Here is a 21804-nt window from a genome sequence, read left to right on the forward strand (position 1 = left end):
TCGAGGATTTAACAGCAACCACTTGCCGGATCGCAACTGGCTACCTCATCAACAGCCGTTGCAACGGGTACCCCACATTCATCTTTGGCTTTACAATCTGTCTTTTCTACTCCCATCCGGATTAAAATCCGGCTATTATCTACTTCAACTTCATTGACAAATAATTGTGCCGTATGGAATTCGGCATTGCTGTATTCAAATTTAACTTCTGCGTTTAATTCCATAGGGCGCATTTTGTGTACCTTGTTTAAAATAGCATTTGCTTTGTAGGCAGACATATACTCTGTTTTGTCTAGTTCTGCCGGGCTTTCCCATAATTGTATGATGGTTTCTTTCCAAAAGTCGGTCCTGGCACCACAGTCTACAGCATCTATGGTTATGTTTTTTACTTCCGTAATATGGTAATTAGCGCCCACTAATGCTCCTTTATGGTATTCAAAAACGAGACTTTTATTCTGATTGTCTTTAAGAAGGTCTAAAAATTCCTGAGTCTTCATGAAATATTTATTTAGTTAACAACAATTGATTTTGGTTTTATCAAAGAAGGCATTTAATACCTCCTGAATTTCTTTCCATTGATTTAAATTAATACAGTAGCAAACTTTTTTCCCGTCAATTTCTCCTTTGATCAGGTTGATGCTCTTAAGCTCTTTTAGGTGCTGAGAGATGGTAGGTTGTGCCAGTCCAATTTCATCAACAATATCATTACAAATACAGGCTTTCTGTCTGCTTATATATTGCAATATGGCAATACGCGCAGGATGAGCAAGCACCTTGAATATGGAGGCAAGTTCGTTCTGCTGTACATCAAATATCTGAGTTTTCGTAAGTCCCATATCATATTATTATATTGCAATATTACGATAATAAAAATTAAAATAAAAGCCAGACCTGAAAAATCTGACTTTATTTATTTTAGAACCATGGTTTTTTACCGACCTGATAAGTATTATAAAACTCCTCATCAGACTTGGTAAGGTAAATGATACCTTCAATTAAACCGATAAGTCCAGGAATCCAAAAGAAAAATGCTCCTATTACAAAGCAGGTTGTGGCGTATCCAATCAGGGTAACTGCCAAAAGGATAAAACCTTCCTTGTTATATCCTAACAAAAATTTGTGAACCCCAAGGGAACCCAAAATAATGGCTAGAATACCAACTAATAGTTTCTTATTTTCTCCTTCAGTGGCACCTTTAATTCCTTCAGAAAATTCGCTGGCGGTTTTCTTAGCCTCTTCGGCAAAGTCTCCTGCGGCTTCTTTTGCTTCTTCTGCAAATTCACCGGCTTTTTCTTTGGCACTATCGAAAGCGTCTTCCGCCTTGTCGCCTAAATCTTTATCGTCTTCTGACATGGTCTTTATTTTGTTGGTTAATAGTTAGCTAAATGTAATAATAATTTTCCAAATTATTGGAATGCGGCATCTACTGGTTCCCACAATTCCAATTTGTTCCCTTCCGGGTCTAAAATCCAACCAAATTTCCCATAATCATATTCCTCAATTTCTCCCACAACAGTTACCCCTTCCTTTTTTAATTCGGCTAATAATTCAACAAGATTCTCAACGCGAAAATTCATCATAAACTGTTTTTCACTAGGCTTAAAATAGGCAGTGTCTTCCTTAAATGGGCTCCATTGTGTGCTACAGTCATTTCCCTCCTTATCTTTCCACCAAAAAGTACATCCGTATTGATCTGTATTTAATCCCAGATGCTTGTTATACCATGTTTTTATAGCGTTGGGGTCCTTTGTCTTAAAAAAGAAACCTCCTAATCCTGTAACTCTGTTTTTCATTTGTTGTAGTTTTTAGTATACGATTAAAATAGAGGGTGTATTGAGCTAGTTAAAATTTGCCACCTGAGGTTTTATTCGCTGCATCTCTTGTTTTGACTCCTAAAGTCAGCTGCCTTTATGCCATAGTTGCCCTTATAGTTTTAAAGTTTATTATACTATTTCTTAACTACATCTTCATAAATGGTAATCCATTCTTGCACCGTCATCTTCTGGCAGAGTTCTTCAATAAGGGGATAGGGGATGGTTTCAGGTTTTTTGAATCTGATGCAGCTTTTTCCCATATCCAGTTTTGTTTTCACGTATTTGGGATATTCCTTTACAAACCAGTCGTGCAGCTCAGTGTTGGCATAGATGCCGGCATGATATAGCGCTATAAAGTTTTTTTGAGAAGCTATATTCATAAAAGGCAGCGGCAGTTCTGGCGTGCAATGGTAACCAGAAGGATAAATACTATGTGGAACCACATAACCAATCATGCCGTAACTCATGGTTTCCTGAAAACCCTGAGGTATATTCTTTAGAATGGTTGTTCTGAGCTGGGACATTGGCTTCTTCCTTTCTTCAGGTAATTCTGCAATGTACTCTTCGGGTGAATTTGCGTTAGAAGTCATGTTGTTTAATTTTTACGCTGAAGCACTAAAGCGGAGATTAAGGAAATAATAAAACCGATAACAAATACCGTCACTGACATAAGTAGAAAGCTGAACCATGGATTCATAAAAAGTGCCTTTTGTGATTCCAATTCTGCGCGTTTCTCTTCAAATTCAGCGGTGGGAAGTGATGCTTCCAGATCAGCGATTGTTCTGCTGTAATATTCTGCGGTAAAATCGGGATTTACATATTTTATATAGATCAAATCCAGAACCCCAAATGCCAGGGAGGCTAATAATGATATAAGGACACCTATCAGAAGCGCCTGTCCAAAACGAACAACACCATTATTTTCTTTGTCTCTAAAATGCTTAATCCCCAGGTAGACAAATCCCAGGGAAACTACCATAGAGGCATAACCGATAATTTCCTGAGTCGTATAATCTAACTCACCCCCAAGAGTCATAGATAGGATAAACAAAAGGCAAATAGTGATTGCCCCGTAAATGCCGAAACGAAGTACTGTTTTTTTCATTGCTTTAGGTTTAATAACTTACCTCAAATTTAACTTGCTGAATCCCAACTCCTTTCATACTAAAGTACTAAAATGCTCCTACTTTAGTTCCAAATACAGTTAATTGGGCAGAATCCCCATAGTTTTCGCCTTTTGAATAGCCTGGGTACGGCGTTTGGCATCCAGTTTAACCAGGAGGTTGGAGACATGTGTTTTAATGGTGCTTTCGGAGACAAAAAGCTTGGTTGCTATTTCCTTATTGGATAGCCCTTGCGATATTTCCAACAATACTTCGTATTCTCGCCTACTCAGCCCCAGTTGTTCTAAGCTTTTTTTATTTACCTGAGGTGCGTTATCTATAGCTGGTGTTCTACTTTTCTTATTGATGTAAATTCCGATAAAAAAGAAAATAACGGCAATGAAGGCAATGATAATTTCAATAGAGGCATCTCCGGAGGCATAAGAATATTTGCTCAATTGAAAAAGAATCAATAAGGCTGCAATCAGGGCTGCAAAGATTAAGATAGTGCGCTTCACACACTAAATTTAACAAAATCTTTCTTTGATCTTATCTACAATGGTTTGTGCCAATTTCTCCTTGCTCTCAACGGTCCATCCGGCCACATGTGGACTAAGCAGTACATTTTCGGCATTTAAAAGGAACTGAAAGGCCTCGGGAGTATCTTCTGCTGTAAATAACTGTTCAAAGGAGGTCTTTTCATATTCCAGAACGTCCAGACCAGCCCCCAGTATTTTACCAGACTGGAGTGCGCCAACCAGATCAGTGGTGAGTACACATTTACCCCTGGCGGTATTCAACAACCAGAAAGGTTTATGAAATTTTGCAATGAATTCTGAATTGATCATGTATTTCGTCAACGGCGTTTCCGGAACATGAAGACTAAGGACATCTGTCCTTTGTTGAAGTTCCTTGATCTCTACCTGCCGGGCGTTCTCATCTCCAACCCCTTCTTTAATGTCAAAACACAATACCTCGACATCAAAACCGGATAATTTTTTGGCAAAGGCTTTCCCCATATTTCCATATCCGATAATACCTACTGTTTTACCCTCGAGTTCCAGTCCTCTATTTCCTTCGCGGTCCCATTTTCCCAGTCTTACTTCTCTGTCCGCTTTGTTTAATTTGTTAAAAAGGGATAATAGCATTCCCAGACTATGTTCCCCTACGGCGTTGCGATTTCCTTCCGGGGCCGAGGCCAAAAAAATCCCTTTTTCCCCGGCGTATTGAACATCTATATTTTCTAATCCTGCTCCTACACGGCCAATGAATTTTAGATTAACAGCCTTGTCTATGAATGCTTTGTCAATGGCAAATCTACTCCTTAGAATAATGCCTTCATATTGGTGGATGATGGCTTCTATTTCGGATTTGGAAGAATTATAATCCTCGTGATTCTCGTAGCCAAGTGCGTTCAATTGATCTATCAATAGCGGATGGTTACTATCGAGGTGTAGAATTTTCACTTGACTTTATATTTTAGGATATTCGGATTGGGTCATTTCGTGCTGCACCTCACCTGTATGTGCGGTCTGTTGCTTTTCAAAAAGAAGTAAATGTACTTCTTCATCATTTTTGGTAGCCGGGCAATGTTCTACCCCTTTCGGGACCACTATTATTTCACCCTCTTTAACTATTTCTGTCCTATCTCTGAACTGCATATAAAGCGTCCCTTTTAATACCTGAAAGAGTTCATCTTCATTTTGGTGAGCATGCCATACAAATTCGCCTTTTATTTTAGCGAGGATCACCTGCATATCATCAACAGTGGCTATTTGATGTGGATGCCAGTGTTTGTTGAATAGTGCATGTTTATCTTTTAGGTTGATGGGCTTCATTTCTATTCGTTTAGTTTAAGGCTTTCCAAATTTACCATATAAATATTTCCCATGCCATTTAATGTGGTTCGGGCATTATCAATAAATTCTTCCACGGATTTGTGATCCCTGGCGGTAGTTTCCGCCCTATCGCTCGTGAAATAAAACTTTTTTCTAGGGAGATCAACAAATGGACAGTAATCCAGTTTTTCCGAGTTCACCAATTCGCCCATATTTTTTGCAGATGTCCATTTTCCATTTTCATCCTTTTTGCTAAAATAAAGGTCACCACCACCCAGACCGTCCTTTCTTCCAAAGGAGCTAAAAACCAATAGGTCTTCGTCCGGACTTACGTAGGCATTAAATTCAAAGACAGCGGTATTTATAGTACTATCCAGCGGAGTAGCAGCCTGGTATTTCCCGTCGGTATATTTACTCAAAAAAATATCCTCCCTCCCAATTCCGTTTTCACGGGTAGCTGTAAAATACAGATTGCCATTACTGCTAACAGCAGGATAAAATTCATCTTTTGCACTGTTAATCAGGGTGTCCAAGGGAGCAGGGGCCTCCCAGCCATTACCCTTTCTCGAAGTCATCCAAATATTGTAATCTGTCCTTGTTGTATCATTATCCATTGGTCTTGTCGAGGCAAAAAACAAACGTTGGCCATCTACTGATAAAAAGGGTTCAATATCATTGTATTTACCGGAAAAAGGGAGTATCTCCTTTTTACCCCACTGTCCTCCTTCTTTTTTTATGCTAACCAAACATCTGGATGTTTGTTTATAATTACCCAGAGTAAAGATAATTTCTTTACCATCATTGGAAATAGCCACGTCTCTTTCGTAAAGATCAGTAGAGATAATACCTTCTCCGAATAAAGCAGGTTTATCCGAATTTAAATCCAGGTCCAGTGTATTGGTTTTTTTATCCTGGCAGCAGACAAATAAAGCAACAACAACTATGGAAAATATTTTAATGTTAGTCATGCGTATAGAGTTAAGTTTTTCTAATTACCAAAAATTTCGGAATAGTTCCGTATCTCCCTATATACTTTTACTCTTTCCTGAATTTAGCCGGGTGTTTTCTTCGAAATATATTCCGTTTCTGGAAATATACCTTATGTCTAGATCCCTAAAATTAATTTGGCAATCCAAAAGTAGATCAGGATCCCGAATATGTCATTACTTGTGGTAATAAAAGGGCCGGTTGCTATAGCCGGATCTATTCCTCTTTTATTCAAAAATAATGGAACAAAGGTGCCGATGATACCTGCCACAATGATTACTACAACCAGAGATAAGGATATGGCCAGCGCAGTATAAAAGCTGCCATTAAACCACCAGGAGAATAACAATAAAATGGCGGCAAGTATAAGTCCGTTAAGGGTAGCAAGCATCATTTCCTTGAACAGCCGGTTACTTATACTACCCTTGAGATCATCATTAGCAATACCCTGAACAATAATTGCACTCGATTGAACGCCTACATTACCTGCCATGGCCGCAATAAGCGGTGTAAAGTAAAAAAGGATGGCATGTTCACTTATAAGTTCTTCAAATCCGCCCATGATAGCCGCGGCGCCTACCCCTCCAATCAATCCGAGAAATAGCCAGGGGAGACGGGCCCGTGTAAGTTCCCAGATACTATCATCTGCTTCAACATCAGCCGAGATACCGGCTGCTAACTGATAGTCTCTCTCAGCCTCTTCCTTTATTACATCAACAATATCATCAATAGTAATCCTCCCTACCAAACGTCCAATTTCGTCCACGACCGGTATGGCTTCCAAATCGTATTTCGACATTATTTTAGCAACTTCCTCTGCATCTTCATGAACGTTAACGGCATCTACTTTTGGAATATAAACGTTCTTAATCGGGGCGGTTGTAGAGGTAGTCAGTAAATCCTTTAAGGAGAGTCTGCCTTTTAACATTCCATCATCATCCACAACGTAAATAGAGTGTACTCTTGTTACATTTTCTGCCTGAGCCCGCATTTCTTTAACGCAGGTGAGAACGTTCCAATTTTCGTTAACCTGCACCAATTCTTTCGCCATTAAACCCCCGGCAGAATTTTCATTGTATTGCAGTAGATCGACGATGTCTTTTGCATGCTCCCTGTCTTCGATCTCGGAGATAACCTCCTCCACAATTTCATCGGGCAGTTCTGCAATTATATCAGCTGCATCATCTGTGTCCAATTCTTCTATTTCTTCTGCGATTTCTTTTGAAGAAAGATTGTTAAGAATGGCTTCCCTGATGTCTTCATCTAATTCGGTGAGAACATCGGAGGTTTTATCACTATCTAGTAGTTTTATGAGGTAGGTTGCATTTTCATCATTCAGTTCGTTGATGATCTCCGCAACATCGGCATAATGCACCTCCTCCAGAATAGAAACCAATTCGGAATCTGCCCGATTTTCTATGAGCTGTTCAATATCAGCAACAAGTTCTTCTGTGAGTTTAAACGGTGTCATTTGCTATCTTCTTTGTAAGCCATATAAAATCGGCTACTGCCATTTGTTCAGGACGGCGATCAAAGATAGCATCTTCTTTTAAATTATTGGAAAGCTCAAAGGTTTTTAGACTATTGCGAAGCGTCTTTCGCCTTTGATTAAAAGCTGCCTTCACCACTTTTACGAATAGTTTTTCATCACAATCCAGGGTAAATATTTCTTTTCTTCTAAGGCGCAAAACCCCTGAATCTACCTTGGGAGGAGGATCAAAAACATTAGGAGGAACGGTAAAAAGATATTCCGCATTGTAAAAAGCCTGGACCAGAACAGATAAAATCCCATACGTCTTGCTCCCTGGGCCAGCACATATACGTTGGGCAACTTCTTTTTGAAACATCCCGGAGAATTCGGGCACTGATGTCTTGATGTCCAATAATTTAAATACAATTTGTGTGGAAATATTATAAGGAAAATTACCGGTAATCGCAAAAGATTCATTTTCAAAAAGTGCACTGATATCGTATTTGAGGAAGTCAGCTTCAATCACCCTAAAGCTACCTTGCCGGTGCATAATACCGGCATTTTCCAAAGGAAAACTATGATTGAGGTAAATAACAGATTCTGCATCGAGCTCCAGGGCCACAAGATTCAAATTCCGAGATAGTAAGTATTTGGTTAGAATTCCAGTGCCCGGACCTATCTCTATTACATTTTTATAACCTTTAAGGCTTAATGTATTGGCTATCTTAGCAGCAATTTCCTCATCTTTTAGGAAATGTTGCCCCAGGTATTTTTTTGCCTTTACCGGACTTTTTTCCTGCCATGTTGAAGGCTTACTTCTTTTTTTCGCAAATCTCGATGCTTTTCCTTTTCCCATATTTGAAGACTACTGCGGATTCATTTGCTTGCCTAAGTAAACCCACGCACTTTTCCCAGATGCCAAACTGACCTTCTTTCTAAAGTAAGCCTCTCCTTCATAGGTGTCTGCTACAAAAAGATCGGCACCACTAATGGCAAAAACCTGGCCGGTAACGGAATGCTCTTGCTTATTGGTGTGTGTTAATGATGGATAAAGACCCGCTACTAAACTGTCTGAAGTTTTGAAGCCCAAAAGCTGGTCCTGAGTTCCTTCCAGTTTTCTGTTGAACAGCATTTTTTGAACCTTCTCTTCCTGCAGAGTGCCATAGGTAAATAGATACTCGGTTGCAGGAGTAATATTGGAATGATGATCTCCAATTATCTCCAGTTCAGTTCTAAAGGCCACAAAACTATTACCGAATCTCTTTATACCATCTTGTCGCATTTTTTCTGCATCTTCCTTGTAGTAGCGATCCAAAGTGGCTTTATCCTTAACAGTATATTGGATAGAGTACGTGATTCCGCCCATATCCTCTTCAACTAGTACCTTAGACATTCTGGCCTGTGAGAATTTCCCAAGGGCCAGCATATCGGGGATATGGATTTCCTTCATCCATACCAGCCATTGCTCATGAGCAGCTTCTTCTATATTAATAGTAACATTATAGATGTACATAATTTAATTAATAGAGTCTCCCCTAAGCATCCTGAAATTCTTTCGTGCTTGAGGAAAATAATAACTGTCCTGATAATTATAGATTATTTTTTCATAGTGAGATTTTGCATTCTCGGGCTCATTATAAACATTCCTGTACAGTTCGGCCAATGCAAAATGGGCATCGTCAGCCAAAATATCATTCCCATAAAATGTTATAATCTTCTGGTAGTTGAACCTGGCGGCATCATATTCTTTTCTTGCAACCAAGAGTTCACCCTGTTTTAATAATGCTTCATCCTCTATTTTTTCTCCTTTATGATTCAGGAGGATTTCATCTAATGTGGCTATGGCTTCATCTGTCTTGTTTTGATAGGCGAGCAAGTCGGCCCTGGCAAATTTCTTCAGGGCTGTCTGAGTGGAGTCTTCCAAAGAATTATCAGAGATTAACAAACTCAATTGCATGGCATCATTGGCAATTAATTGAGAAGTAGATCCTCTTAAAACTTTTAATTGCGTGAGGGCCCAGTCAAAATCTCCTTTATAAAAACTCGTCTGTGCTACTTTAAATCTGGCGTCCTGTCCCAGGACATCATTCTTAAGGCTTTTCTGAATCTGAGAGAACAGTATTAATGCCTCGTTAAATTTTTGATCAAATACCAGAATATCACCGAGCGCCAGCTTCACATACGCACTTCCATATCGATTTAGGGGTAAGTCCAGACTCATCTTCAGCATATTAATTGCTTCACTGGCCATATCTTTCCTGAAAGTGAGGAAATTTGCATATGCCACCTGTAATTGAATAGTCTGAATTTGAAAACCGTATACTTCTAACAGCTTCTCAAATTTATTATGCACCACTTCCAATTCTTTTTTATCTGGATTTAATAATGCAATATCTATAAGGTGTAATTCGGCATTTAAGCTGACAACTGCATCTTTGCTATTCTTAATGATATATTCAAATATGCTTTTGGCATCTTCGGTCGCACCATCTTCCAGTGCCAGGTTTCCGAGCCCTTCCATACGCTGAAGAGTGCTTTCATCTGATCTTCTATATAGGGCTTTTTCCTGGTTGAAGGCACTACTGTATTGTTTTTGCTGTACAAAAAGCCAACTCAATAATTCGTTCCATAGCAGGTCCGGATTTTTCTGTGCTTTTTGTAACAATATTTTTTTTAGTTTGATATTGTTTTCATTTGAAGGATCGGCACTAATAAAGTTGTCAATGTTCCTTAGTACGTTGGTTTTGGAAGATTTACCGTTGCTAATTAATTGTAAATAGGCTTCGTACATTTTAGAGATATCGCCCTGTTCCCCATAAATTCGTGCCATTTGAAAATTATAGTCGAGTTGCGGATTTAACTCCATGGCCCTGGAATACGCTTTTAAAGCATAATCTAATAACGCATATCGCTGAAACCGAAAACCAATCCCATAGCCAAAATTTGGATTTTCCTCAATTGCAGACAAGGCAATTTCATAATTTTCCTCCGCCTTTTCAATTAGATCTTGCAGTCTATAGTTATAGCCCAATTCTATATAAATGGTGGGATAAGGGTTGCCTAAATCTATCTTCTGGAGTAAAAATTCTTCAACCTCCTCATACTTTTCCAATTGCTGATAACAGGCGATAAGTCCTTCAGCATAATCTGTTCTTCGGGGATTTTTTTCTACTAATTTTTCATAGAATACTACGGCCTTTTTAAATTCACCGTCATTAAAGTATTGTTTTGCCAGGAAATCGTCCTGAGAAAATGCTCCCTGGCCCAGGAGTAGAAATACTAGAAGAATTAGGACTCTCATTAAACAAATATACTATAGTTCTTCGGATGTAGTTGTTAAGAAGAATACAAGGTTATTGTAGAAAGATGATCAAAAGACATCCGTCATAAGCAAATCTATACCGATTTATTTCGGGTTTAATCTATGTATTCAAAACCAGTGTAAGGCACCAATACATCTGGTATTTTAATGCCTTTTGGAGTCTGGTAATTCTCTATGATACCGGCCAAAACTCTGGGCAATGCCAAAGCACTGCCATTTAAAGTGTGCGCCAATTGAGGTTTATTGTTTTCGTCGCGATATCTCAATTTTAGGCGGTTGGCCTGATATGCTTCAAAGTTGGAAACAGAACTTATCTCCAGCCATCTGTCCTGGGCGGTTGAAAACACCTCAAAGTCATAGGTGAGTGCTGCAGTAAAACCCAGATCACCTCCACATAGTCTTAATATACGATAGGGCAGTTGTAAATCTCGCAAAATAGATTTTACGTGCTCTACCATACCGTCTAAAGCAGCATATGAGTTTTCAGGATTTTCCACTCTTACGATCTCTACCTTATCAAACTGATGCAGCCTGTTTAAGCCTCTTACATGCGCTCCATAACTTCCGGCTTCCCGTCTAAAACAAGGGGTGTAGCCGGTATAAAGAACAGGCAGGTTTTTGTTATCCAGTATAGTATCTCTTAGTAAATTAGTAATCGGTACTTCAGCCGTCGGGATGAGGTAAAGATTGTCTGCCCCAATATGATACATCTGACCTTCCTTATCAGGTAACTGTCCCGTGCCAAAACCAGAAGCCTCGTTCACAAGATGTGGCACCTGCATTTCTGTATATCCAGCTTCAGTGTTTTTATCCAGAAAATAGGCAATTAGGGCCCGTTGTAGCCGGGCTCCTTTACCCTTATATACCGGGAAGCCCGCAGCTGTAATTTTAACACCTAATTCAAAATCGATGATATTGTATTTGCTGGCCAGTTCCCAATGCGGTTGTGCACCTTCACTTAACTCGGGGATGTCTCCTTCTCTGAATACCTCCTGATTGTCTTCTTCGGTATTACCTGCAGGGACATCCTTATGTGGGACATTCGGAATCTGATAAAGCAAATTCTTGAGTTCTGATGCAGTAGCATTTAATACTTCCCCCAAGTTCTTAGATGCTTCTTTTAATGCAACCGTCTTTTCCTTAATTACGTTGGCTTCAGCAGCTTTGCCACTTTTAAAAAGGAGTCCGATCTCCTTGGAAATCTTGTTGCTTTCTGCCAGTGTATTGTCTAACTGGGCCTGCGTGGCACGCCTTTTTTCATCTAAGGTCAACACTTCTTCAATTAATGAAGAGGCGTCTAAATTCCTTTTCTTTAGGGCTTCAATTATTTGAGATTTGTTATCTCGTATGGCCTGTAATTGCAACATTCATTCAGATTTTACTCGTGCAAATTTAAGTTAATCCAGCGATTTAAGATATATATTTGTGTTGTAAGTAAATAAATAGCGATAAACCGATGGTTTTTGAACACTTTGCCTTGAATATAGCTGCCGTTGATGAAGTGGTGAATTGGTATACAACCCATTTGGCGCTAACAGTCGTTAGTCGTCAACAGGAGGCTCCTTATATGACCTTCCTGAGCGATACCAGCGGGAGGGTAATTCTGGAGTTATATCACAGACCTGATGAGTTGATCACGGATTTTAATAAGCAACATCCGCTGACTTTTCATCTGGCATTTGTTTCCGAAGATGCAGAAAAGGACAAAGAGCGGTTAATGAATTCCGGGGCAACTTTTGCAGAGGAGGTAAGGAAAGAAGATGGAAGCCTCCTGGTTATGCTCAGAGATCCCTGGGGGATGCCTTTGCAGCTATGCCAGCGCAGCGTTAAATTCTGAATTTGTTATTTCTCCGAAGGCAGGATCCAGTCGTGGTGTTTAAAATGATTCCATTTCTCTGCCGCCAGGTCCACATCCGGATCAATGAATGGTTTTGATTCTTTTCCATTAATGCGAACTCTTGAAATGACATAAACTGCAACGTCAACCCCCATTTTTGCATTATCCGATTTAATCCTCTGGGCAAACTGCCAGATAAAATCCGGGTAGGCGCCAATTTTTCTGGTCTGACTTCTGGTGAGGTAGTCATTTTTATTAATGAATTGCGATGCACCGGTCTTTTTGTTTACTACTTTAAACCTGACGGTACCTGCCCGGCTTCTCAGCATCATGCGCCAGCTCATTCTATGGCCTTCTTCGGTCCATAAGACATTGTCCTTTATGAAATGATGTCTTAGAGGCAGCAATAACTGAATAGTGAAATATATCCCGCCTATTAACAGCAAGACATTTTTATACGAAGGAACATGTATTTCGCCAGTACTATACGACGGTTTCTTTCTAAAGCAGCGCTTTCTAATAGTTTCCGGCTCAAAAAAGAAGACGGTGAAGGCAAGCGAGAGGTAAGGAAATATCCCAATCTGGAATACCACGGAATTGAATAAGTGGAAAAATATTGAAGCAATAAAGGCCAACTTGCGTGTAGGTTTCCATAATAGTGCAGGGATCACCAGCAGGTCAAAAATTATTCCGGTAAATCCAATAATCTTATGCACCCAGAGTTGCTGCAAAAAATCACCTATGAGGAAATAATCGGCTTTGCTCTGCATTAATATTTTAATAAAACCAAAGTTGAGCCAATCGGCATATAATTTGGCAATTGAGGCAAAGGTATATACCATGAAGAGCTGAAGAACAAAGATCCACTTTACGTATTGGTTCATGGCATTTGTTCCTATTTCAGGATGTTTTTTGGCATCCAGGGAATGGCTGGTATGTGCAGGGAGAAAACACATAATAAGTGAGATCAGAATAAGCAAATAATAGTGGTTGTTATAGGCAGTTTTCTGCATAAGGTACACCCCCGTCCATAGTATGGTGAAGGAAATAATTGCAAAGCGATACCTATACCCAAATGCGATTAACAGACCAAGGGTACCCATAACTATAAAATACCAGTACATTCCATTTCCCGGCAAAGGTTGAAGCCATTCAAAACCTATAAAAGAGAATGTAAATTGGGGCGTAACCAGCACGCGCCGTACCCATCCGGTAATTATTGCGCCATAACATTCCAGGCTGATAAGGATGCCGAATAAAATCCGAAACAGGATGAGCGGACTATTATCAATCTTTTTATGCAGAATACGATCTAGCATTTAGCGTGAGATTATGGCCAGCGAAGTCTCTTTGTCTTTTTGTAACTGCAGCTTCAGGGCTTCCAGTGAATCAAATTTATGCTCGTCCCTGATGCGTTCTAAAATTTGAACTTGAAGCTTTTCATCGTAAAGATTCCCTTCGAAATTTAGAAAGTGGATCTCTATGCTTTTCTGATCTGCTTCTTCGGGTTTTTCCATATTAACGGTAGGATTATAACCGATATTCATCATACCATAAATCTGTTCTCCCTGGAAAATACTCTTTACCACATACACCCCATTTTTTGGGATCAGTTTATACTGTTCTTCCACATAGAGGTTTGCAGTGGGGAAGTTTAATTTTTTTCCCAGACCTTTCCCTTTTATAACTTTTCCGGTAAGCATGTATGGGTATCCAAGGTAGCTGTTGGCAGTGTTAATATCCCCTTCTGCAAGAGCATTCCGGATTTTGGTAGAACTAATAGAAATGTCATCTATTTCCTGGGCAGGGATTTCTTCAACTTCAAAGTCCAGCGCGGCTCCAAAGGCAACCAGGTCATTGATATTTGCAGTACGGTTTCTACCAAATCTGTGGTCGTAGCCAATAATGACCTTCTTGGTTTTTAAACTATTTACTAAAATATCACGAACAAAATCTGTAGCGGATAAGCGTGAAAATTTCATGGTAAAGGGATGAATAATCAGGTAGTCTACCCCTATTTGCTCCATAATCAGGGCTTTTTCCTCCATGGTATTCAGCAGCTTGATGCCGGCATCTTTTTGTAAGACCATTCTCGGATGAGGGAAGAATGTAAGCACAGTAGCCTGCAAATTGCGTTTTTTGGCACTATTTATGAGACGTTCCAGTATCTTTCTGTGACCAATGTGCACCCCATCGAAAGTACCAATAGTAATGGCGGTTGCTCGCTTTTTATCGTATTTGGAAATGCTTTGGACTATTACCACAGAATTAAAATAATAAAAAGACTTACATTTAATGCTTCAAATTCCCGAAATGAATCCAAAATTACGTCTTGTTTTAACAATTACCATAGGATTTCTTTCCTTTTACTCCTCTGCACAGAGCGGGTATTGGAAAAATGAGGGTTTTACTACATCTTCGGCTTCACCTGCCTTACAACAATTAAATATTAGACAAGCCAGTACCTACACTCTGGAAACCGGATTAATTAGGGAAGAACTATCAAAAATATCCCAGCAACAAGGTAGGCAGAAAATTATATATTTCCCTAATGAAAATGGGCAGCAGGTTGCTTACGTGGTTAGGGAGAAATCGGTTTTATCACCTGCTTTGGAGGCTAAATATCCTGGTATTAAATCGTATCGAGGATATGCACAAAATAATAAGCAGGATAAAATATACTTCAGCCTGTCTCACAATGGTATTGAGGCCATGATGGTAAATGCCGACGAAGAGAATTCTTTTTTGCAAAAAACAACTCGTGAAGGCAAAACCTATGTGCTGTACAACAGGGAGGACGAAATAAGTACAGATAAGAACTTTATATGCTCTACCAAGGCGAATATTGGCAAAAGCGCAAATTTATCTACAGCGAAATTAGCGGATGATCAGCTACTTAGAAAATATAGGATTGCAGTTTCTGCAACCGGCGAGTATACACAATTTCACGGCGGTACGGTAGCAGATGCACTAGGGGCTATAAATGCCACACTTACAAGGGTAAATGTTGTTTTTGAGGCAGATTTGGCGGTGACCCTGGAATTAGTGGCGAATACAGATGCGGTTATTTTTACAGATGGCACAACAGATCCGTATAATGGTAATCTGAATACACAGGTACAAAATACACTGACAGCAAATATAGGAGCGACCAATTATGATGTTGGGCACTTATTTCACAGGGCTCCGGACAATGGGAATTCAGGATTTATCGGATCGGTCTGTGTGGATAATCAAAAGGGGAGTGCATTTGCATCGGCCCTGATCCCTCAGGGAGATCGTTTTGATCTGGATTATGTAGCTCACGAATTAGGACATCAGTTTGGGGCTAATCATACCTGGTCTTTTGACGATGAAGGGACATCGGTGCAGGCAGAACCGGGTAGCGGAACAACTATTATGGGATATGCCGGAATTGCCGGGGAAGATAATGTTGCGCTCAATGGAGATGATTATTTTCATTACTTCAGCATTTTGCAGATTGCACAATATTTGGAAACCACCAGTTGTGCTGTAACAACAGCATTGAGCAATACGCCACCTGTCATAAGTCCGACAGGAGATTTTATTATACCCAGATCAACTGCTTTTGTTTTGTCTGGCAGTGCAACAGATGTGGATACGGGAGATGTGCTTACCTATGCCTGGGAGCAAATAGATAATGGCGTTGTTACCAGTAGTAATTTTGGCCCTAACAGACCTAATGGGGCTAATTTCCGATCACAGCAACCCAGTACCTCTCCAAACCGATATTTTCCAAAATTAACGGAAGTGGCACAGGGTAACCTGACACAATCTAACCCTTCACTAAATTCGGCCTGGGAGACCGTATCAGATGTGTCCAGAGAGTTTAATTTTGCCTTAACTGTAAGGGATAATGCGGCCGGTGGTGGGCAGGTGGTATCGGATCTTGTAAAGGTAGATGTCATAAATAGTTCGGGACCGTTTGCCGTGACTTCACAAGTCGCGACCGAGACCTATGTTGCAGGAACTGTACAAACCGTTAGCTGGGATATTGCCAATACGAACAAGTCGCCCATTAATGCCCAATTTGTGGATATTTTTCTTTCTACCGATGGAGGAATCACATTCCCCTTGACCCTTGATGAAGATGTGATCAATGACGGCGAGCACGAAATAATTATCCCTGGCACGGCTACTGTTGCCGGGCGCATAATGGTAAAGGCAAGAAATAATATCTTCTTTGCTGTCAATGCGGCGAATTTTACAATTGATACCGCTGAAGTGGTTTTGAGTTTTGAAGGTCTTGAGCATGAAGTATGCCAGCCAGATGACCTCGCAATTCCCTTTAATTATGAAACATATTTAGGTTTTAATGAAGCTGTTACTTTCGATGTTTTAGGAGCTCCTTCCGGCCTCGGAATTACTTTTACCCCGGTTACTGCTACGGATAATGATACAGATGTAGTTCTCGATATTTCTAATACCGCCGCGGTAGCCGTAGGAAGTTATCCAATTACAGTAAGAGCAGTTTCTGCTTCTATTACCAAGCAAGTAATACTTACACTTAACATATTAGATGCAGTGTTTACAGATGTAGTGCTTACAACTCCTGTGAATAATGCTACAGAAGTGAGCAGGTTTGCTGAACTTGAATGGGAACAACAGGAAGGGGTTACCACTTATGAATTGGAAATAGCTACTGATCCGGGATTTACCAATACAATTGAGGTCGTAGAAGTAAATACCAATTCATATCTTCCAGAAAACACCAATAGTGCCAGTACTTATTACTGGAGGGTAAAACCGAAAAATAGTTGTGGGGAGGGTAGTTTTGGAGCCGCCTTCAGTTTTACAACAATCGAAGTAAACTGCAAAACATTATCTGCAGCCGGGTTACCCATTACCATATCTTCTACTGGAACGCCGACGGTTACCAGGGGAATAACTTTTCTTAATGATTTACCGGTTACCGATGTTAATGTATTACTGGATATTGAACATTCCTTTTTAGGAGATCTCGTGATTAGTTTAACTTCTCCTTCGGGTACAACCATACAGCTTACTTCCAATTCTTGCGATGATTTTACAGATATTGATGCCGTATTCGATGATGAGGGAAGTAATTTCAGTTGTGGAGGGCCTTCCGGGATAAGCGGTATAATACAACCTTTGGGAGCACTTTCCTCGTTTAATGGAGAATCTTTACTGGGGCAGTGGGTCCTGGAAATCAGGGATACCGCTCCTTCAGATGGGGGTCAGTTAGTTGGGTTTAGTCTGGAAATCTGCGGGGAAGGGGTCTTTAGACCAGATGATGACGGGGATGGGGTGTTTGATGATGGGGACGACCTTTGTTTAGGTACTCCTCCTGGGACGGAGGTAGATACAGATGGTTGTCCTGTTTACAGATTCCCTACAGACAATTTCAATATTGCCATTCAGAGTATCTCTTGTATTGGCAGCAATGATGGAAATATCACTATAACTGCTGCGCAGACTATGGATTATACGTTGAGTGTTTCCGGAAATGGACTTGCCATCAATGATAGTTTTGCAGACAATTATGACATCCAGAACCTTATGGCAGGTACGTATTCTATCTGTATAACCGGAAATGACGGGACAAATGATTTTGAGCCTTTTTGTTTTGATACAGTCGTCTCGGAACCCGAACCATTAATGGTTACATCTGTTCTTGATCAGAGCAGTTTGCAGGCCACATTAAATTTATCAGGTGCATCATCCTATACAGTTGAATTGAACGGAATTGTGGTGCAGGTGGCACAGTCCCAGATAGTATTAGATTTAAAAAGTGGTGTAAATACGTTAAAAGTCAGTACTGATTTACCTTGCCAGGGCACTTATGATGAGCAGATATTTATTTCTGAAGACCCTATTGTTTATCCCAACCCATTTAATGAAGGCCCTACTGTCTTTTTGGGTAGAAATGTGGGTACGGCAGTAGTTACCGTTCATGCCATGAACGGCCGATTAGTAAAAAGAGTACAACACAACGTAAATGGTGCAGAAATTCTATTAGATCTAAATGAATTACCTTCCGGGATCTATTTATTAGGAATTAGTGCGGAAGGTATAAGAAGTAGTCATAAAGTAATAAGAAGGTGAAAAAGTATTTTGCTCTAGTGGTTTTGAGCCTGCTGGTTTTGACCTGCAAAAAAAAGGAATCTCCAAAGCCTCCTGTAGCTGCTCTTTTGACCTTTCCCCTAGAGAATTCTGAATGTAATACAGGGGTAGATCTCAATGCAACAACCAGCAGGGTAGAATTTTCCTGGCAGGCCGCCAAGCATACAGACACCTACGAATTAAGGGTGACCAATACGGCTTCTAATATTACTCAGACTGTGAGTACCTCTTCGCTTTTTGCACAATTGCCACTAGTAAAGGGAGCTCCCTTTTCATGGTCTGTGGTAAGCAGGAATGATGAAACAGAAGATATTGCTTCAAGTGCAGTCTGGCAGTTTTACAATGCCGGTTTTGCCATTACCTATCCTCCTTTTCCTGCACAGGTTGTACATCCGGAATCCGGATCAAGAGTTATTAAAGACATTAATAATGAAGTGGAACTAGTGTGGTTTGGAGCCGATATTGATGGGGACATTGTTGGATATGAAGTTTATTTCGGGAGTGTATCGCCGCCGGTGGATTTGGTTGCGTCACCAAGTGTAAGTGTGCAGCGTATTAAGGTGGCTGTGGTTTCTAATACTACTTATTATTGGAAGGTGCTAAGCCGGGATAGTGAAGGGAATACCTCAGATTCCGGAATATTTACCTTTAAAGCACTATAATTGGCTTTAAGTATTGTTGAATTGGTTCATGGTGATTTTTACCCCGGCCAACACAAATGAGCTAATGAGTTCCGTGATCTTAACCAATCTTTCTTCCAGGGCCGCAGTTTCTTCTTCGCTCCATTTGCCGAGGACGTAATCTATCTGTCGCCCCTTAGAAAAATCTGATCCCACCCCAATTCGGAGACGGTTATAATTGGTGGTCTGTAAATTGTGTTGTATGTCTTTCAGGCCATTATGACCTCCATCACTTCCTTTGGTTTTAAGCCTTAGCTGGCCAAAGGAAAGGTTGATATCATCGGTGATAACCAAAACATTTTCCAGGGGAATTTTCTGCTGCTCCATCCAATATTTCAAGGCTTTGCCGCTCCTGTTCATATAGGTAGATGGTTTAAGGCACAAAACACTACGCCCTTTTATTTTAAAAGTCCCGACATCCCCAAGCCTGCCTGTTTCAAAAATAAATTCTTGTTTTTGTGCAAGAGCATCTAAGGCCTGAAAACCAATATTATGGCGTGTGTTACTATATTCATCACCAATATTACCCAGGCCAACAATCAAATATTTTTTCATTGGGTCTACTTCTTCTGAATATTGTTTCTTCCTGTTAAAGAGAAAATTAAAGAATTGAAACATGCTTTTTATTCGCTGCTCTAAAATACAAAAGCATCACGTCGCTGACGTGATGCTTTTTAAGAATATATGAACAAGTTATTCTTTATTCCGAAGCGGCTTCTCCACCTTCTGCAGGGGCAGCTCCGCCTTCAGCAGCGCCTTCAGCTCCTTCTGCTGTAGCTTCAACACCTTCTTCTCCTTCAACACCTTCTTCATCTTCGTCCTCAACAACTACTGCAGCACGCTGCGTTTTAACCTGAACTACTACAGTAGATTCCGGGTGCAAAATGGTAAAATCTTCCGATAACAAAGACTCCACAGTAATATTGTCTCCAATTTTCAATGTAGAAATATCCACATCAAAGAAATCCGGCAGGTTGTCCGGAAGGGCTTTGATAGACAATTTTCTTTTTCTGAAAAGCAACCGACCACCATTTCTAACTCCAGGAGAATTTCCTTCTAATTTAACCGGGATATCCATAGTGAGTTCCTTATCATCGAACAACTGATAAAAATCTATATGAAGAATTTTATCGGTTACAGGATGAAACTGGATGTCTTGCATAACGGCTTTTACTTTCTGGCCGTCTTTCAAATCCACCTTCACCGTGTGGGCGTTAGGGGTGTACACTAAATTTCTGAACGCTAGTTCATCTGCTGAAAAGTGTAATGGTTTTTCCCCTCCGTATACCACGCAAGGGACCTTTCCAGCATTACGTAGGGCTTTCGTTGCCTTCTTGCCCACGCTTTCTCTTTCTGATCCTTTGATTGTAATTGATTTCATTGAAATTATTAATTATTGATTAATTCATATTTATGAAACTCTCAACTTGCCAGGCCAAATGGCCATACAAGCCAAAAAGTTTACATTAAAAATTTAGATGCTATAGAAGTATTGTGATGTACCCTGTGCATAACATCTGCAAAAAGATGAGCACAGCTCAACACCTTTACTTTATCGCTTTGTATTTTGGTCGGAATAGAATCTGTGACAATCAATTCCAACAATTGTGATTTTTCAATTTTCTCGTATGCATTCCCCGACAATAAACCGTGAGTGGTGATGGCCCTTACACTAAGTGCGCCACGCTCCATCATTAAATCTGCTGCCTTTGTCAGTGTTCCTGCAGTGTCTACCATGTCATCTACCAAAACCACATTTTTCCCTTTCACATCACCAATGAGTTCCATATGCGAAATTACGTTTGCTTTGGCTCTTTGTTTGTAACAAATAACTACATCACTTTGTAACGCCTTGGAATAGGCATAGGCTCTTTTTGAACCTCCCATATCTGGTGAGGCTATTGTCAGGTTATCTAATCCCAGTTCTTTCAGATAAGGTAAGAAAAGGGTAGAGGCAAAGAGATGGTCTACGGGTTTTTCAAAAAAGCCCTGAATCTGATCTGCATGTAAATCCATGGTTATAATCCTGGTGGCCCCTGCTGCTTCTAACATTTTCGCTATTAACTTGGCGGCAATAGGCACCCTGGGCTTGTCTTTTCTGTCTTGTCTGGCCCATCCAAAGTAGGGCATAACAGCTGTTATATGCCTGGCAGATGCCCTTTTTGCGGCATCTAGCATTAACAACATCTCCATTAAGTTTTCAGAACTTGGGTTGGTAGAACCAATGATAAAAATCCTGGCCCCTCGAACAGACTCCTCAAAGGAGGGTTGAAATTCCCCGTCACTATATCTGGAAAATAATACTTTACCCAAATCGGCCCCATAGGCCTTGGCAATTTTTTCTGCCAAAGCGGCACTTTGGGTACATGCAAATATTTTAGGTTCCGGAACGGTATAGGACATATCTATCTAATTCTACTCCAACGAATTGGACACCCTTTTTATTAAGGAGGTGCAAATTTAGAAATTTATTTTGGTTGCAAGGGATAAATGTGTGGAATTTTAGCCTGCCGATTAAAAATATTTTATAGTTTTGCAGTCCTTTCAGCACAAGATGCCTCGGTGGCGGAACTGGTAGACCTGCCTGCCGGCAGGCAGGCGCGCTGGATTGAAATTTTGGATTATGGTTTGGGTATATGCCATATCA

The 21804-nt window shown here is 40.3% G+C and carries 23 protein-coding genes; 3 read left to right on the forward strand and 20 right to left on the reverse strand.

Annotated features, from left to right (window positions below; genetic code table 11):
- Positions 1–8 precede the first annotated feature (8 nt).
- From J1G40_RS16295 to serS, 15 genes are all read right to left on the reverse strand, one after another.
- The gene (locus J1G40_RS16295) at positions 9–497 is read right to left on the reverse strand and encodes a DUF6428 family protein (RefSeq protein WP_265243727.1); all 489 of its coding nucleotides are present in this window, start codon (positions 495–497) and stop codon (positions 9–11) included.
- Positions 498–512: 15 nt separating this feature from the next.
- On the reverse strand, positions 513–836 hold the full coding sequence (locus J1G40_RS16300) for an ArsR/SmtB family transcription factor (protein ID WP_265243728.1): 324 nt from the start codon (positions 834–836) through the stop codon (positions 513–515).
- A 79-nt stretch (positions 837–915) separates the two neighbouring features.
- On the reverse strand, positions 916–1353 hold the full coding sequence (locus J1G40_RS16305; protein WP_265243729.1) for a TM2 domain-containing protein: 438 nt from the start codon (positions 1351–1353) through the stop codon (positions 916–918).
- Positions 1354–1406: 53 nt separating this feature from the next.
- Positions 1407–1793, reverse strand: coding sequence for a VOC family protein (locus J1G40_RS16310; RefSeq protein WP_265243730.1), 387 nt, complete (start codon positions 1791–1793; stop codon positions 1407–1409).
- Positions 1794–1948: 155 nt separating this feature from the next.
- Positions 1949–2404, reverse strand: coding sequence for a DUF1801 domain-containing protein (locus J1G40_RS16315; protein WP_265243731.1), 456 nt, complete (start codon positions 2402–2404; stop codon positions 1949–1951).
- A 5-nt stretch (positions 2405–2409) separates the two neighbouring features.
- Complete coding sequence (locus J1G40_RS16320) at positions 2410–2919, reverse strand: DUF4199 domain-containing protein (RefSeq protein WP_265243732.1); 510 nt, start codon at positions 2917–2919, stop codon at positions 2410–2412.
- A 99-nt stretch (positions 2920–3018) separates the two neighbouring features.
- A complete protein-coding gene (locus J1G40_RS18330; RefSeq protein ID WP_321160207.1) occupies positions 3019–3435 on the reverse strand; it encodes a response regulator transcription factor in 417 nt (138 codons plus the stop codon).
- 9 nt (positions 3436–3444) lie between these two features.
- Positions 3445–4383 carry a 2-hydroxyacid dehydrogenase gene (locus tag J1G40_RS16330; RefSeq protein WP_265243733.1) on the reverse strand — a complete coding sequence of 313 codons (939 nt, stop codon included), beginning with the start codon at positions 4381–4383 and terminating at the stop codon, positions 3445–3447.
- A gap of 6 nt (positions 4384–4389) precedes the next feature.
- On the reverse strand, positions 4390–4755 hold the full coding sequence (locus J1G40_RS16335; protein WP_265243734.1) for a cupin domain-containing protein: 366 nt from the start codon (positions 4753–4755) through the stop codon (positions 4390–4392).
- A gap of 2 nt (positions 4756–4757) precedes the next feature.
- Positions 4758–5723, reverse strand: a complete 966-nt coding sequence (locus tag J1G40_RS16340) for a TolB family protein (protein ID WP_265243735.1) — start codon at positions 5721–5723, stop codon at positions 4758–4760.
- Positions 5724–5860: 137 nt separating this feature from the next.
- Entirely contained in the window at positions 5861–7213 is a 1353-nt protein-coding gene (mgtE, locus tag J1G40_RS16345; RefSeq protein ID WP_265243736.1) for a magnesium transporter, read from the reverse strand.
- Positions 7200–8069, reverse strand: a complete 870-nt coding sequence (rsmA, locus tag J1G40_RS16350) for a 16S rRNA (adenine(1518)-N(6)/adenine(1519)-N(6))-dimethyltransferase RsmA (protein ID WP_265243737.1) — start codon at positions 8067–8069, stop codon at positions 7200–7202. Before rsmA ends, mgtE begins: the two co-directional genes overlap by 14 nt.
- A gap of 9 nt (positions 8070–8078) precedes the next feature.
- On the reverse strand, positions 8079–8726 hold the full coding sequence (locus tag J1G40_RS18335; protein WP_321160208.1) for a DUF4286 family protein: 648 nt from the start codon (positions 8724–8726) through the stop codon (positions 8079–8081).
- Between the two features lie 3 nt (positions 8727–8729).
- A complete protein-coding gene (locus J1G40_RS16365) occupies positions 8730–10514 on the reverse strand; it encodes a tetratricopeptide repeat protein (RefSeq protein ID WP_265243738.1) in 1785 nt (594 codons plus the stop codon).
- Positions 10515–10630: 116 nt separating this feature from the next.
- A complete protein-coding gene (gene serS, locus J1G40_RS16370) occupies positions 10631–11902 on the reverse strand; it encodes a serine--tRNA ligase (protein ID WP_265243739.1) in 1272 nt (423 codons plus the stop codon).
- A gap of 89 nt (positions 11903–11991) precedes the next feature.
- Between serS and J1G40_RS16375 the strand changes: the two genes are divergently transcribed.
- On the forward strand, positions 11992–12372 hold the full coding sequence (locus J1G40_RS16375; protein ID WP_265243740.1) for a VOC family protein: 381 nt from the start codon (positions 11992–11994) through the stop codon (positions 12370–12372).
- 5 nt (positions 12373–12377) lie between these two features.
- On the opposite strand, the gene J1G40_RS16380 is transcribed toward J1G40_RS16375, so the two are convergent.
- Positions 12378–13691, reverse strand: a complete 1314-nt coding sequence (locus tag J1G40_RS16380) for an HTTM domain-containing protein (RefSeq protein WP_265243741.1) — start codon at positions 13689–13691, stop codon at positions 12378–12380.
- Positions 13692–14636: a bifunctional riboflavin kinase/FAD synthetase gene (locus J1G40_RS16385; protein WP_265243742.1), complete on the reverse strand. Its 945-nt coding sequence runs from the start codon at positions 14634–14636 to the stop codon at positions 13692–13694. It lies immediately after the preceding gene.
- A 49-nt stretch (positions 14637–14685) separates the two neighbouring features.
- Between J1G40_RS16385 and J1G40_RS16390 the strand changes: the two genes are divergently transcribed.
- Positions 14686–18459, forward strand: coding sequence for a reprolysin-like metallopeptidase (locus J1G40_RS16390; protein ID WP_265243743.1), 3774 nt, complete (start codon positions 14686–14688; stop codon positions 18457–18459).
- The gene (locus J1G40_RS16395; protein WP_265243744.1) at positions 18456–19139 is read left to right on the forward strand and encodes a hypothetical protein; all 684 of its coding nucleotides are present in this window, start codon (positions 18456–18458) and stop codon (positions 19137–19139) included. The genes J1G40_RS16390 and J1G40_RS16395 overlap by 4 nt, the downstream gene beginning before the upstream one ends.
- A gap of 6 nt (positions 19140–19145) precedes the next feature.
- On the opposite strand, the gene pth is transcribed toward J1G40_RS16395, so the two are convergent.
- The 3 genes from pth to J1G40_RS16410 all read right to left on the reverse strand — a co-directional run bounded on the left by pth (position 19146) and on the right by J1G40_RS16410 (position 21560).
- The gene (gene pth / locus J1G40_RS16400; RefSeq protein WP_265243745.1) at positions 19146–19775 is read right to left on the reverse strand and encodes an aminoacyl-tRNA hydrolase; all 630 of its coding nucleotides are present in this window, start codon (positions 19773–19775) and stop codon (positions 19146–19148) included.
- A gap of 82 nt (positions 19776–19857) precedes the next feature.
- Positions 19858–20538 carry a 50S ribosomal protein L25/general stress protein Ctc gene (locus J1G40_RS16405; RefSeq protein ID WP_265243746.1) on the reverse strand — a complete coding sequence of 227 codons (681 nt, stop codon included), beginning with the start codon at positions 20536–20538 and terminating at the stop codon, positions 19858–19860.
- 80 nt (positions 20539–20618) lie between these two features.
- On the reverse strand, positions 20619–21560 hold the full coding sequence (locus J1G40_RS16410) for a ribose-phosphate pyrophosphokinase (RefSeq protein WP_265243747.1): 942 nt from the start codon (positions 21558–21560) through the stop codon (positions 20619–20621).
- Positions 21561–21804 lie beyond the last annotated feature (244 nt).

Source organism: Muriicola sp. Z0-33 (genome assembly GCF_026126425.1).
GTDB lineage: Bacteria > Bacteroidota > Bacteroidia > Flavobacteriales > Flavobacteriaceae > JAFMPW01.